Here is a 13,908-nt window from a genome sequence, read left to right on the forward strand (position 1 = left end):
AAATATTAAGAAAAAATGCAAAAATGGCTACATTTGTAGGGAAAATGTACTAATATCTAGTATGAACGTGACCTTTGAAGAGAAGGTCCCCTGACACAAAGGATGCTGCATGGCATACAACAAGTCTGATCTCGTTTCTAAGATCGCACAGAAGTCCAACCTGACCAAGGCACAGGCCGAAGCCGCCGTCAACGCATTCCAGGATGTGTTCGTTGAGGCTTTACAGTCCGGTGAAGGTTTGAAGCTTACTGGTCTGTTCTCCGCAGAACGCGTAAAGCGTGCTGAGCGCACTGGCCGCAACCCGCGTACCGGTGAAACCATCAAGATTCCAGCTTCTTACGGTGTACGTATTTCCGCTGGCTCCTTGTTGAAGAAGGCTGTTACTGCCTGAAATTAAGCGTTTTTCGTATTTATTACATTAAACAAATACTATTTGCGCAAAAACAAAGATGGGCACTCCAAAGCTGGGGTGCCCATCTTTTATAGATTTCCTCGTTCCATTTTTCGCAAACGCGGCTCTGCGCTATCTTTTGCTCCCGTAATGCGGTAAACGTCAAAAACGCCTTCAATTTTACGGATAGCAGCAAGTAGAGTTGCTAAGTGCTGAGGATCTGCCATTTCAAAGGTAAATTGACTTGTTGCAACACGGTCATCGCCTGTAGCAATAGTTCCGGAAAGAATATTTACTCCATGATCTGAAAGAACGCGAGTAACATCCGAAAGAAGATGTTGTCGATCCAATGCTTCAACTTGGACCTTAACCAAGAACAAGCCTTTATCGCTAGTCCATTGAACAGGAATAACGCGCTCTGATTGAGTTTTTTGCAAATCGAGCATGTTCTGGCAGTCAGTCCTATGCACAGACACACCTTGGTTTCGTGTTATAAAACCAATAATCATATCTCCTGGAACTGGCATGCAACATTTTGCAAGCTTGACCCAAACGTCTCCAACACCCTTAACTGATACTCCCAAAGCACCGTTAGACTTATGGCTGCGCTCAACATGGCGTAAAGGCAATGCTTCTTGTTCTACTTCTTCTGCAACTTCATCAGCGCCCGCATCTTTTACTAAACGCGAAATAACATTCTGTGTAGAAACTTGACCTTCGCCAATAGCCGCATATAAAGACTCAACATTAGTAGGCAAATTCAATTCATCAGCAACGCCAATTAATGCCTGCTGCGTCATCAAAGTAGTTAAAGGCAAGTTACGTTTACGCATAGCGCGAGTTAGCTCATCCTTACCCTCTTCAATCGCCTCAGAGCGGCGTTCCTTGCTAAACCATTGGCGTATTTTATTTCGAGCACGAGGAGATTTTACAAAACTCAGCCAATCGCGAGATGGTCCAGCTGTATCCGACTTTGAAGTAAGCACCTCTACAGTGTCACCGTTTGAAAGTTTCGTATCAAGAGGAACCAAGCGTCCATTTACACGCGCACCCATCATGCGGTGACCAACTTCAGTATGCACAGAATATGCAAAATCAACAGGAGTTGCATCCTGCGGAAGCGCAACAATACTCCCCTTTGGAGTAAAAACATAAACTTCAGAAGCACCAAGATCTTGTTTTAATGAACCTAAGAATTCATCTGAATCTGGAGTCTCACTAGTCCAATCAGCAAGCTGTTGAATCCACTTAAGATTATCTGCTTCGCTAAGCTCTTTTTTGTCATCAATATTATTTTCGCGTTTTAAATCATCATTATCAGGCTTACTTAAAGCGCGACCAGCCTGACCATTAGCTTTGTACTTCCAATGAGCTGCGATGCCGAATTCAGCACGCCTATGCATATCCCATGTGCGTATTTGAATCTCTACTGGCTTTCCACCAGGGCCTACAACTGTAGTATGCAAGCTTTGATACATATTCAATTTTGGAGTTGCAATGTAATCCTTAAAACGTCCTGGAACAGGGCTCCATCGAGCATGCACTGCACCTAATGCTGCATAACAGTCACGAATAGAATCGACTATTATTCTCACACCAACTAAATCGTAAATATTAGCAAAATCATGACCTCGAACGATTATCTTTTGGTAAATAGAGAAATAATCTTTTGGTCGACCTTTTACCGATGCTTTAACATGTTGTTCTGCAAGATCTGCATTAATTTCTTCAAGAATTTGTCGTAAATAAACTTCACGCTGACCTGCTCTACGAGCAACTAAAACAACAATTTCATTATAAATTTTTGGATACAGTACTTTAAAACTCAGCTCTTCAAGTTCAGTTTTAATTGCATTCATGCCTAAACGGTTAGCAAGAGGCGCATATACGTCAAGAGTTTCTCTTGCTTTTTTATGTGAACTTGATGGCTTAACATACCTCCAAGTACGAGCATTATGCAAACGATCCGCAAGCTTTACTACAAGCACTCGCACATCGCGGCTCATTGCAACAACCATCTTACGAATAGTTTCTGCTTGAGCACTTTCGCCATATTCCATGTTGGATATTTTTGTAACACCATCTACAAGACCTGCTACAGTATCGCCAAATTCAGCTCGACATTCTTCTAGCGTGTAATCTGTATCTTCTACAGTGTCGTGTAATAATCCTGAAGCAACAACAATTGGTCCCATTCCAAGATCTGCAAGAATTTGAGCTACAGCAAGAGGATGAATAATGTATGGCTCACCAGATTTGCGTCTTTGACCTGTATGCTGCTTTACAGCACAATCATAAGCTCTATGAAGAATGCTCATATCCTCATTAGGATGATGCCATTTGCACATGCTCAATATCGGCAATAATGGATTTCGAGAATCTTCGCTGATTTCACATCCGAGCCTATTGGATCCTTTTACATCCTCTTGAAGTTCACCCATTTGGCACCTCCTGGTACTTTTTACTATCCTACCTGCAATTCGCTCAATACACTACCAAAACAAAAAATACATACAATAAATCCGACTCAGTTTTAAAAACCGGTCGGATATTTATAAAAAGATTATTGTACGCCAGTGGAGCCAAAACCTTTATCAGAGCGATCAGATTCAGGTAATTTAGATGCGGGAATAAATCGTGCTTCTACATAACGTTGTATAACCATTTGAGCGATACGATCACCTTTATGAAATTGCACTGTGTTCTCAGGATCTAAATTAATAAGAGGAACCTTAATTTCACCACGATACCCGGCATCAACTGTTCCAGGTGCATTTAGCACAGTCACACCCTGTTTTGCTGCTAAACCAGAACGAGGATGCACTAAAGCAACATAACCTGCAGGTAAAGCTATAGCAACTCCAGTAGGAACAAGCGCTCTCTGGAAAGGACGCAAAGTAAAATCTTGGGTAGTTCTTAAATCGGCACCTGCATCACCTGCATGCGCGTAGCAAAGCGGCTGTAATCTAGATGTTTCATCATCGAGATACTTAATTAATACCTCAACCTGTTCGGGGCCAGTATAGGTCTCGTCATATGCCATTTAAGCTGCGCACTCCTTGCAAACAGGCTGACCATCAGCATTAGTTTCAGCTAACTGGCTGCGATGCTTAACTAAGAAGCATTCAGAACAAATAAATTCATCGCCTTGCATAGGGATAACAGTTACGGATGCATCTTCGTTACTTAAATCAGCACCTGGCAACTCGTAGTCTTCAGCAATAGCATTTTCATCATCGTCAATATCGCTGTTTGAATTTTGAGAACCTTTACTCAAAGCTTCCAACGACTCTTCGTCCTCATCTTTGCTACGAGGAGAATCATAATCCTGTGCCATTATGGTCCTTTCGTTTTTAAAGCTACTTACGCGCATAGCATACACGAATGCTACCCCGTATATTACACATTTTTTATTTAGATAAAAAAATAGCGTGCTGTCTACTGGGGAATAATCCAACAAACAGCACGCTTTGTTTTATTTGACTACATTATTTGACTACATTAAAGAATGCAGGCACTACGCAATCTTTAGGGTCACATGGTCGCTAGTATTCTCACAATCTGCAACTACGCGAGCGCCATCATGCACCTTTCCAGAAAGCAACAATCGCGCAAGCTGGTCGCCAATTTCCGTTTGAACCAATCTGCGCAAAGGACGAGCACCATAAACTGGATCGTAGCCATGCTCCGCAAGCCAAGTGCGAGCAGAGTCACTCACATCCAAGCTAATGCGGCGGTCGCTCAAGCGTGCAGCCACTTGACGAACTTGAATATCCACAATTCCACCAAGCTCTTCGCGGCTCAACGGATGGAACATAACAAGTTCATCCAAACGGTTGATGAACTCTGGCTTAAACTCAGCGTGAACAGCGTTCATAACAGCTTTACGTTTAGCAGCATCGTCCAAGCCTTCTTGCACAAGGAATTGCGAACCCAAGTTTGACGTCATAATCAAAATCGTATTCGTAAAATCAACCGTTCTACCCTGACCGTCAGTCAAACGACCATCGTCCAAAACCTGCAACAAAACGTCGAATACTTCTGGATGTGCCTTCTCGACTTCGTCAAAAAGCACTACAGAATACGGACGTCTACGCACAGCTTCAGTAAGCTGGCCGCCTTCCTCGTAGCCAATGTAACCAGGAGCAGCACCGATAAGCCGCGATACGGAAGCCTTTTCCATGTACTCGCTCATATCAATGCGAACCATTGCACGCTCGTCGTCAAACAAAAAGTCAGCAAGAGCCTTAGCAAGCTCCGTCTTACCAACGCCAGTAGGACCCAAGAATAGGAACGAACCAGTCGGGCGATTCGGGTCTGCAATTCCAGCACGGCTTCTGCGCACAGCATCCGCTATAGCCTGAATTGCTTCGCTTTGACCAACCACACGCTTAGAAAGCTCCTTTTCCATGTTGAGCAGCTTCTCATTTTCGCCTTGCATCAAGCGACCAACAGGAATGCCCGTCCATTCGCTAACGACTCCTGCAATAGAATCAGCATCAACCTGATCCGGAACCATTGGCTCTTTCGCTTCACTTTTAGCATTAGCGGCCTCAGACTCCGCTTCTTCCAAAGCTTTTTGAATGCTTGGAATTTCGCCATACAAAATACGGCTTGCTTGTTCCAAGTTGCCTTCACGTGTGAATTTGTCGGCTTCTACGCGCTTAGCGTCGAGTTGCGCTCGCAAATCACCAACCTTGTTATGGCCAGCCTTTTCCGCATCCCAACGCGCTTTCAATCCAGAAAGCTTTTCGCGCGAGTTAGCTAATTCTTCCTGCAACTTTTCTAAGCGTTCGCGCGCAGCAGCATCTTCCGCCTTCTTTAATTGCATTTCTTCCATTTCAAGACGCGTAACTTTGCGCTGCAATTCGTCAATCTCTTCTGGCTGAGAATCAAGCTCCATACGCAAGTGAGCTGCCGCTTCATCCACCAAATCAATCGCCTTATCTGGAAGCTGTCTGCCAGTAATATATCGGTTTGAAAGCGTTGCTGCAGCTACGATTGCATCGTCACTAATCGTCACCTTGTGGTGCGCTTCGTAACGTTGCTTAAGTCCACGCAAAATCGTCACCGTATCTTCAACAGAAGGCTCGCCAACAAACACTTGCTGGAATCTGCGTTCAAGCGCGGAATCCTTTTCAATATGCTCGCGATACTCGTTAAGCGTAGTTGCACCAACCAAGCGCAGCTCACCGCGCGCAAGCATTGGCTTAAGCATATTGCCAGCATCCATTGAACCTTCTGCAGATCCTGCGCCAACAACAGTGTGAATTTCGTCAATAAACGTAATAATTTGACCGTCCGATTGCTGAATTTCCTTCAACACTGCCTTTAAGCGTTCCTCAAACTCGCCGCGATACTTCGAACCTGCAACCATCGAAGCCAAATCGAGGCTTATAAGACGCTTGTTTTGCAAAGTCGTAGGCACATCTCCTGCCACAATTCGCTGAGCCAATCCTTCTACAACTGCCGTTTTTCCAACGCCCGGCTCGCCAATTAGCACAGGATTGTTCTTCGTGCGGCGAGAAAGAATCTGAATCACGCGACGAATTTCCTGATCGCGCCCAATTACTGGGTCGAGCTTTCCTTCGCGAGCGCGCGCAGTCATATCAACCGAATATTTTTCAAGCGCTTTGTAGTTGCCTTCCGCGTCTGGACTTGTAACTTTCGCACCTCCGCGCACAGTTGGCACAGCTTTTCTCAACACGTCTGCAGAAACATTGTGCTTTTTGAAAATATCCGCAACAGCGTTTGGTTCGCTAGCAACCATGCCAATAAGCATGTGTTCCGTAGAAACGTATTCGTCTCCCATTGCGCGCATTTCTTTTTCTGCCTGGCTTAAGGCAGCCAAAAGCTGACGACTTGCATCTGGCTTAGTTGTAGTTGAACCAGTAGATGAAGGCAATGCCACTAATGCATTACGAATTTCAGCACCGATTTGTTGCGCGTCCGCCCCCGCCTGAGCAATAAGCGCGCGAACGACGCCCTGCTCTTGGCGAAGTAAAGCATCCGCCAAATGCAGAGTGTCAACTTGCGCGTTGCCAGCAGCCGCTGCACTTTGCACAGCGTCGCTTAATGCGTCTTGCGCTAAGGTTGTAAACTTTTGTTCCATATCTGCCTCACTTCCACGAAAGCTCTAAAACACATTTCAGTTAAGTCAAATCGCTGCAACTTTTATTGCAATTTCAAGCTTTTTGACGATGCTTTCGAGTTCTAACGAGCTTTCACTTTCATGTATCTGATACGTATAACAGATTTTCCTATAACTTTATTCCTAAAACTTGAGTGTACTAGACTCAAGTTTTGTTTTCAAGAACTTTCAATCGCAAATAATTTACACAAMTWATWTCAAATTATGGTACCTGAAGTGCTGGGCGAATGGGCGTGTGCTAATCTCATATGTATAAATGCTTTTGTTTTACTATTAATTAATTGGCGATTAGGCAAATAATCTATAGGGGGAAACGTTGTCTGTTGATGATTTAGTGAATGCTCGTGCGGATTGTGCGCGCAAAGCGTGGCGTAATTTTGCTCATGCAGACACTCGCGCAAAAAATGCGCTTCTCGAAAAAATGGCAGATGCCTTAGAGTATGCAGCTTCAAATATTGCTGAGGCTAACAAAAAAGATCTTAAAGAAGCTGAAGCTAAAGGAATGGATGCTGGAAAGCTCGACAGGCTTAAATTTGACGAAGAGCGAATCCAAGCTTCTGCAAAAAGCGTGCGAAAAATTGCACAATTGCAAGATCCTGTAGGAGAGGTTGTTCGCGGATACACTCTTCCTAATGGCATTAAACTTTCGCAAATTCGAGTTCCAATGGGCGTTATGGGAATGATTTACGAAGCTCGTCCAAACGTAACTATTGATGTAGCTGCTTTGTGTATTAAATCTGGAAATGCTGCGATTTTGCGTGGTGGAAGCGCGGCTCTCCATACGAATCAGGCGAGTATTGAAGTTATACAATCGGTTCTTAAAAATTCTAACTTTAGTGCTGATTTGATTCAGTCTGTTGATGATTTAGGAAGAGACGGAGCTACGTCAATGATGCATGCTCACGGTCATATTGATGTGCTTGTGCCTAGAGGTAGCGCAAATCTTATTGCAGCAGTTGTTCAAGAATCTACGGTTCCTGTTATTGAGACTGGAGCTGGAAACGTACATATTTATGTAGATAAAAGCGCTGATATTAAAAAAGCTGTACCGATTATTATTAATGCAAAAACGCAACGAGTGGGCGTGTGCAACGCTGCTGAAAAATTATTAGTGCATAAAGCTGTTGCGCAAGAATTTTTGCCAAAAATCGCTGCTGCTTTAGCTGAGCATAATGTAATTTTGCATGCAGATGATAAATCTTACGATATTTTACAATCCGCTAATATTCAAGGATTGCAGCTTGAGTGTGCCACTGAGGAAGATTGGAAGCGAGAATATTTGTCGCTGAATATGGGTGTGAAAGTTGTAAATGATTATACTGATGCAGCTTCTCATATTGCGAAATATTCTACTGGTCATACTGAAACCATTATTGCTGAAGATTATTCAACTATTCAAAGTTTTATTGCAAGTGTTGATTCCGCTGTAGTTATGGTAAATGCTTCAACGCGCTTTACGGATGGCGGCGAGTTTGGTTTTGGTGCAGAACTTGGTATTTCTACGCAAAAATTGCATGCAAGAGGCCCTATGGGTTTGTTTGAAATGACAACAACCAAATGGATCGGCTACGGAGATGGGCAGATACGCGAGTAGTACTGGTTTTAATAGTTACGTGGCGGTAAGGTAAGAGTATGCCTAATAATGACGTGAATTTGAGTACAGCTGAGGCGCTTGATGTTGCTGCTGAACGTTTGTCCATTGTGCGATATGTTTTTTTGGTGCAAATTGAAGATGGTATTGCTTCTGCATCGCAACGTTCATCGCTTGAGTATGCTGACGCAGTGTTGATGGGCTGGCCAGATTCTGATTCGAATGATGTGACTATTCCTGATGAAACTTCGTTTAATAATGTTCTTAAAAATGTTCGCAATATGGAAAAGAATATTATTAAGTTTAGCGAATTAGAACGTGATCATGATATTGATGGCATGACATCCATGCTTGCTAAAATTTCGGAATCTGTAGCGAAAATTCGTGGTGCGTATCAACCAGATTTCCCTCTTCCAACTTTTGCCGAAATCCAGCGTGTCGTAAAAGATGAGTGGGATGAAGAAATGGGCAATATTAATCCGGATAGCGCAAATGTTGCATCTGGGTTAGTGAATGAAACTCAAGTGGAGGACAAGGAATCTGAGGCGAATGAGTCCTGAAATTCACGAAGATGCAGAACGTCGCATGTCTGACCTATTTCATGGCGCGTTTACTGGTAAAGAAGCGGCTCCTCCTGCGGTTGTGAATTCAGTTCATAAACGTACTTCTACTCGTGGCAATGTGCATGAACGTCAACGCATTGGAATTATGGGCGGCACATTCGATCCAATACACAATGGCCACTTGGTTGCTGCTTCAGAAGTTGCTTGGGTTTATGATCTTGACGAAGTTATTTTCGTTCCTACCGGTAGGCCTGTTTTTAAGCTTGATAAAAAAGTTACGAATGCAGAAGATCGTTATTTAATGACTGTTATTGCAACAGCATCAAATCCAAAGTTCACTGTTTCTAGGGTTGATATTGATCGCCCTGGAGTTACTTATACTATTGATACTTTGAAAGATATTCACGCGCAGCATCCGGATGCTGAGCTTTTCTTTATTACTGGAGCTGACGCTATTGCTGAAATAATGCAATGGAAAAATGCGCGCGAAATGTGGAATTTGGCTCGATTTGTGGCTGTTACTCGTCCTGGCTATTCGAGACCAGAAAAGCTAGCAGATTCTAATTCTCCGTTAATGCCTCGCCAAATGCATACGAATGATACTGGTATTGCGGCGAATCGTGACGATATGGTTCATTGTGATTCTACGCATTTGCCGGTTGATATTTTAGAGATTCCAGCGTTGTCTATTTCTTCTACTGATGTTCGTCGTCGAGCTGAGCATGGTGAGCCGGTGTGGTATTTAGTTCCAGATGGAGTAGTTCAATACATAGTTAAGCATGGTTTATATCGTGCGTAATTATTGATTTTGTAGGCTTGTCGTTTATCGTCTGTGCAAAAAGTTAGTATTGATTATGTTCATTTCGCGAATTAAAGCGAACTAATGTTTGGAGATATGGTGAGCATCGTCCTTGAAGGAAAGCCAGATAAAAACCTTGTTCTCGTTACCGGTCGCGCACATCCGAAGCTTGCTCGTGATGTAGCTGATCAGCTTGGAATTGATGTACTTGAAACTACGGCATACGATTTTGCTAATGGTGAAATGTATGTTCGCTATACGCAATCTGTGCGTGGTACAGATGTATTCGTGCTTCAAAGCCACAGTGATCCTGTTAACAAGTCCATTATGGAACAGTTAATTATGATTGACGCTTTGAAGAGGGCTTCTGCTCGTTCAATTACTGCAGTATGCCCGTTGCTTGGTTATTCTCGACAAGATAAAAAGCATCGCGGTCGCGAACCTATTTCTTGCCGCTTGATGTTTGATTTGCTAAAGACTGCTGGTGCTGATCGCATTATGAGCGTCGATTTGCATGCAGCTCAGTCTCAAGGATTCTTCGACGGTCCTGTTGATCACTTGATTGCTATGCCAGTTTTGGTTGATTACGTACGTGATCGTTTCCGCGATGATCTTGCAAACGTAACTGTTGTGTCTCCTGATGCTGGTCGTATTCGCGTAGCAGAACAGTGGGCTCAGCGCTTAGGTGGCGGTCCTTTGGCTTTTGTGCACAAAACTCGCGATATCACTTGCCCTAATAAGACGGTTGCAAATCGCGTCGTTGGTGACGTTGCTGGACGCGATTGCGTTATGGTTGACGACTTGATCGATACTGCAGGAACTATTGCAGGAGCTTGCAATGTGTTGAAGGAAGCTGGAGCTAAGTCTGTTACAGTTGTTGCAACTCACGGCGTGCTTTCTGGTCCCGCAGTCGAGCGTTTGAAGTCTTGTGGTGCTAGGGAAGTTGTTTTGACTGATACTGTGCCAATTCCAGAAGAGAAGCGTTGGGATGGTTTGACTGTTCTTTCAATTGCTCCGCTTCTTGCAAGCGCTATTAAAGCAGTGTTTGAGGATGGTTCGGTTGCTAAGCTTTTCGACACTTATCCTGAGCATCACGGACAAGGATTCTTATTTGCTTAAGTATTGATTTCGTACGGTTTGCTTTTCGGCACGCCAATTTGACGTTTTTCGATATTATGGCATAATAGTGACTTGGCGGTTTTTCCGCCGTTCCCTCATGGTGTAATGGCAGCACACGGGTCTTTGGAACCCTTTGTCTTGGTTCGAATCCAGGTGAGGGAGCTTACTTGAAGCGCTACTCGTTGAATCRAGTGGCGTTTTTTGTTTTGAACGCTGCTAATAAGTAATAGAATTACATACAGCGAAATTTATTAAAATAGTATAAGGAGCGTATGCGTGGAAAAGCATGATGTAACTGCGGCAATAATTTTGGCAGCAGGCGATGGGACGCGTATGCGTTCAGAAACTCCGAAAGTACTACATCCATTTGCTGGTAAAACATTTCTCAATCGTGTTATGGATGCCATGAATGGCGTAAATCCTAAAAAACTAGCTGTAGTTGTGCATGCTCAAGCTGAACGCGTAGCTGCTGCTGCTATTAGCTATAACGAAAATGTGCATATTGTAAATCAGGACGAAACTCCTGGAACCGGCAGAGCAGTGCAATGTGCTATTAAAGATCTTAACGAAATTGCTAAAAACGAAACTGGTGAAGCATTAAAAGGAGCTGTGCTGATTGCCGCAAGCGATATGCCGCTACTTGATACGCAAACTTTGCAGTCTTTAGTTGATTTTCACAATAATAATAACAATGTGGCAACAGTTCTTACAGCAGTATTAGACGATGCAACTGGATACGGTCGTATTGTGCGCGAAGCAAACGGTGACGTTTTGCGTATTGTTGAGCATAAGGATGCAAATGCTGGAGAGCTTGCTATTCATGAAGTGAACACTTCTGTATATGTATTCGATGCTACTGTATTATGTGACGCAATTGCAGATCTTAACTCTCAAAATGCCCAAGGTGAGTTCTATTTGACTGATGCTTTGGAACATGCCCGAAAGTTTGGTCATGTTGGTGCAATGTCTGCTCCAGATCCGCTTACTGTAGAGGGCGTAAATAATCGTGTGCAATTAGCTGCGCTCGCAAAAGCACATAATAAGCGCGTGTGCGAAAAATGGATGCTTGAAGGTGTAACTATTCTTGACCCTGATACTACTTGGATTGAAGATAGTGTTACGCTCGCACAAGATGTTACTGTGCTTCCTGGGTGCTTCCTTCAAGGTTGTACTACGGTTGCAAGTGGTGCTGTAGTTGGCCCTTACACGACTCTTATTGATGCGCAAATTGATGAGGATGCTGTGGTTGAACGTTCGCGTGTACAGGAATCGCATATTTGTAGGGCTGCAAACATTGGTCCTTGGACGTATTTGCGTGCAGGAAACGTACTTGGTGAGGAAAGTAAAGCAGGAGCTTTCGTAGAAATGAAGAAAGCTCATATTGGAAATGGCACTAAAGTACCTCATTTAAGCTATATTGGCGATGCTGATTTGGGTGAGCATACGAATATTGGTGGCGGTACGATTACTGCAAATTATGACGGAGTGCATAAGAATCATACTACGATTGGTTCTGGTGCTCACGTTGGTGCAGGAAACCTGTTTGTAGCACCGGTTACTGTGGGAGATGATGTTACTACCGGCGCTGGATCGGTGGTACGTCACGATGTTCCGGCTGATTCTATGGTGTACTCTGAAAATACTCAGCATGTAGTCGAAAATTGGAAGCCAGCTTGGGAACGCTAAAAAGCGTTTGTTGGAGAATTAAGGAGTAGTAACGTTATGACAGCTTTAGAAAGCTCAATTAGTGCAATTCGTATTGCTGCCGCTGCTGCAGACCGTTTGAAAGCAACGAACGAGCAGGCTTTTGATGTAAGCGATTTGCTTGGTATTACGGATGCTATGTTAGTTGTTTCTGCTTCAAACGAGCGTCAAGTATTGGGTGTTGCAGAAGAAATCGAAAAAGACTTATACTTGAAAGACAACAAACGCAAGGCTTTATCTCGTGAAGGCTTGGAATTAGCACAGTGGATTTTGCTTGATTTTGGCGATTTTGTAGTTCATGTAATGCATGAGGAAGCACGAGCATTCTACCGCTTGGAACGCCTGTGGAATGATTGCCCGGCAATCGATTTGCAGCTGCCAGAGCATGCTAGCGAAACTGAAGATTCTAGCAAAACTGAATAATAAGAAGAAAGTACGGTACAAACCATGGTTGATTTCGTAGAAAATGTTGCGAGTAACGTAAATAATTCCATTAATAGTGCGCATGAAGGAATTGCTCGTTCTGTTATGCTTATTCGCCACGGTCAAACTCCGTATAATGCACAGTTCCGTTTGCAAGGCATGATTGATATTGCTTTGGATGAGTCTGGAATGGATCAGGTAACTCGCTCTGGAAAAGCTTTGCGCGTGCTTTTTGGTGCTTCTGACTTAGAAGATCCAAAGGATCCGAACAGCGCTGAGCATGTGCGCATTACAGCGGAAGAAGCGGACGCGAGTTTTGTGGCGATTGCTTCTCCGCTTATTCGCGCGCAGCAGACAGCTCATGCTTTTGCAGATAAGATTGGGCTTCATGTGCAAGTTGAAAATGGTGTGCGCGAGCGTTTCTTTGGCGAGTGGGAAGGTTTGAATCGCCAGCAGATTAGCGAACAGTGGCCGGAAGATTTCAAAGCTTGGGTCGAAGGTAAAGGCGGGGAGCTTCGTCATGGTGCTGAAGCTAAGCAGGAAGTAGGAGAGCGCGCTGCTACTGCAGTAGAAGATTGGACTCGCAAAACTGGCGCAGACCGCGATTTGCTAGTGTTTTCGCATGGCTCTTGCCTTTCGCAAACTGTTCATAAGCTGCTTGGATTAGATAAAGTAGATCCTTCTTACAAAACGATTGGTGGCATGGGAAATGGTCGCTGGGCGCGCTTAATTCCAAGTCTTAACGCGGATGGTTCGATTCATTGGCGTTTGGATGCTTATGATCAAGGTCCTGCAGCTGACCCTACAAGCCAGCGTCTTATTCGCATTTGGGGGGCGGCTTAATCTGCGTAATATCTCCTTTTTACCGCTTAATTACCGAAAGCTACCGTTTAGCGATTTTGTAAAGACAGACTATTTACAGTGCCGTATAGTCAAAATTACAAAACAAAAAGCTAACAAACGCTAACAGTAGTGCACGGAAAGGAGGCTTGATGAAAGTAACTATTGCTATTGTTCCGCCTGAGGAAGAGCAGTCAGTTCAGTTGTCAATTCACAATATTGACGATGAGCTTAAGCGCATTATCGCTCAGTTACAAAGCATTGACTCAAATGATGCAAATGTAAGAAGTGCTGAAAATAATACTGAAATTAATACTTCAGATAAAT

Annotated in this window: 12 protein-coding genes, 1 tRNA gene and 1 pseudogene; 10 read left to right on the forward strand and 4 right to left on the reverse strand. The window is 43.8% G+C overall.

Annotated elements, in window-relative coordinates; all coding sequences use genetic code 11:
* The first annotated feature begins 109 nt into the window (after positions 1-109).
* Positions 110-391 carry an HU family DNA-binding protein gene (locus A5295_RS01540; protein ID WP_004119480.1) on the forward strand — a complete coding sequence of 94 codons (282 nt, stop codon included), beginning with the start codon at positions 110-112 and terminating at the stop codon, positions 389-391.
* An 89-nt stretch (positions 392-480) separates the two neighbouring features.
* On the opposite strand, the gene A5295_RS01545 is transcribed toward A5295_RS01540, so the two are convergent.
* The 4 genes from A5295_RS01545 to clpB all read right to left on the reverse strand — a co-directional run bounded on the left by A5295_RS01545 (position 481) and on the right by clpB (position 6,503).
* Positions 481-2,832 carry a bifunctional (p)ppGpp synthetase/guanosine-3',5'-bis(diphosphate) 3'-pyrophosphohydrolase gene (locus A5295_RS01545; protein ID WP_064621527.1) on the reverse strand — a complete coding sequence of 784 codons (2,352 nt, stop codon included), beginning with the start codon at positions 2,830-2,832 and terminating at the stop codon, positions 481-483.
* Positions 2,833-2,954: 122 nt separating this feature from the next.
* Complete coding sequence (dut, locus tag A5295_RS01550; protein ID WP_064621528.1) at positions 2,955-3,434, reverse strand: dUTP diphosphatase; 480 nt, start codon at positions 3,432-3,434, stop codon at positions 2,955-2,957.
* Entirely contained in the window at positions 3,435-3,728 is a 294-nt protein-coding gene (locus A5295_RS01555) for a DUF4193 domain-containing protein (RefSeq protein WP_004111484.1), read from the reverse strand.
* A 180-nt stretch (positions 3,729-3,908) separates the two neighbouring features.
* Positions 3,909-6,503, reverse strand: coding sequence for an ATP-dependent chaperone ClpB (gene clpB, locus A5295_RS01560; RefSeq protein ID WP_064621529.1), 2,595 nt, complete (start codon positions 6,501-6,503; stop codon positions 3,909-3,911).
* A gap of 355 nt (positions 6,504-6,858) precedes the next feature.
* Between clpB and A5295_RS01565 the strand changes: the two genes are divergently transcribed.
* The 9 genes and pseudogenes from A5295_RS01565 to A5295_RS01605 form a co-directional block, all read left to right on the forward strand.
* Positions 6,859-8,136, forward strand: coding sequence for a glutamate-5-semialdehyde dehydrogenase (locus A5295_RS01565; protein ID WP_064621530.1), 1,278 nt, complete (start codon positions 6,859-6,861; stop codon positions 8,134-8,136).
* A 38-nt stretch (positions 8,137-8,174) separates the two neighbouring features.
* Positions 8,175-8,693, forward strand: a complete 519-nt coding sequence (locus A5295_RS01570) for a hypothetical protein (protein WP_004108325.1) — start codon at positions 8,175-8,177, stop codon at positions 8,691-8,693.
* Positions 8,683-9,495: a nicotinate-nucleotide adenylyltransferase gene (gene nadD, locus A5295_RS01575; protein ID WP_064621531.1), complete on the forward strand. Its 813-nt coding sequence runs from the start codon at positions 8,683-8,685 to the stop codon at positions 9,493-9,495. Before A5295_RS01570 ends, nadD begins: the two co-directional genes overlap by 11 nt.
* Before the next feature lie 96 nt (positions 9,496-9,591).
* Complete coding sequence (locus A5295_RS01580; protein ID WP_032837849.1) at positions 9,592-10,614, forward strand: ribose-phosphate diphosphokinase; 1,023 nt, start codon at positions 9,592-9,594, stop codon at positions 10,612-10,614.
* 91 nt (positions 10,615-10,705) lie between these two features.
* Positions 10,706-10,776: transfer RNA gene (locus tag A5295_RS01585), tRNA-Gln, on the forward strand.
* 114 nt (positions 10,777-10,890) lie between these two features.
* Positions 10,891-12,300, forward strand: a complete 1,410-nt coding sequence (glmU, locus tag A5295_RS01590; RefSeq protein ID WP_012914347.1) for a bifunctional UDP-N-acetylglucosamine diphosphorylase/glucosamine-1-phosphate N-acetyltransferase GlmU — start codon at positions 10,891-10,893, stop codon at positions 12,298-12,300.
* A 36-nt stretch (positions 12,301-12,336) separates the two neighbouring features.
* Complete coding sequence (gene rsfS, locus A5295_RS01595; RefSeq protein ID WP_064621532.1) at positions 12,337-12,741, forward strand: ribosome silencing factor; 405 nt, start codon at positions 12,337-12,339, stop codon at positions 12,739-12,741.
* Positions 12,742-12,765: 24 nt separating this feature from the next.
* Entirely contained in the window at positions 12,766-13,584 is an 819-nt protein-coding gene (locus tag A5295_RS01600; protein ID WP_064621533.1) for a histidine phosphatase family protein, read from the forward strand.
* 149 nt (positions 13,585-13,733) lie between these two features.
* Positions 13,734-13,908 (forward strand): annotated as a pseudogene (locus tag A5295_RS01605) (LytTR family transcriptional regulator); the annotation flags it as partial.

The sequence above is a fragment of the Gardnerella sp. 26-12 genome, from assembly GCF_001660745.1.
GTDB classification, from domain to species: domain Bacteria; phylum Actinomycetota; class Actinomycetes; order Actinomycetales; family Bifidobacteriaceae; genus Bifidobacterium; species Bifidobacterium swidsinskii.

What these genes read in the sequence shown, in the direction of transcription:
- A5295_RS01540 (WP_004119480.1), top strand. Translation starts at nt 110, where the DNA reads ATGGCATACAACAAGTCTGATCTCGTTTCTAAGATCGCACAGAAGTCC.
- A5295_RS01545 (WP_064621527.1), bottom strand. Translation starts at nt 2,832, where the DNA reads ATGGGTGAACTTCAAGAGGATGTAAAAGGATCCAATAGGCTCGGATGT.
- dut (WP_064621528.1), bottom strand. Translation starts at nt 3,434, where the DNA reads ATGGCATATGACGAGACCTATACTGGCCCCGAACAGGTTGAGGTATTA.
- A5295_RS01555 (WP_004111484.1), bottom strand. Translation starts at nt 3,728, where the DNA reads ATGGCACAGGATTATGATTCTCCTCGTAGCAAAGATGAGGACGAAGAG.
- clpB (WP_064621529.1), bottom strand. Translation starts at nt 6,503, where the DNA reads ATGGAACAAAAGTTTACAACCTTAGCGCAAGACGCATTAAGCGACGCT.
- A5295_RS01570 (WP_004108325.1), top strand. Translation starts at nt 8,175, where the DNA reads ATGCCTAATAATGACGTGAATTTGAGTACAGCTGAGGCGCTTGATGTT.
- nadD (WP_064621531.1), top strand. Translation starts at nt 8,683, where the DNA reads ATGAGTCCTGAAATTCACGAAGATGCAGAACGTCGCATGTCTGACCTA.
- A5295_RS01580 (WP_032837849.1), top strand. Translation starts at nt 9,592, where the DNA reads ATGGTGAGCATCGTCCTTGAAGGAAAGCCAGATAAAAACCTTGTTCTC.
- rsfS (WP_064621532.1), top strand. Translation starts at nt 12,337, where the DNA reads ATGACAGCTTTAGAAAGCTCAATTAGTGCAATTCGTATTGCTGCCGCT.
- A5295_RS01600 (WP_064621533.1), top strand. Translation starts at nt 12,766, where the DNA reads ATGGTTGATTTCGTAGAAAATGTTGCGAGTAACGTAAATAATTCCATT.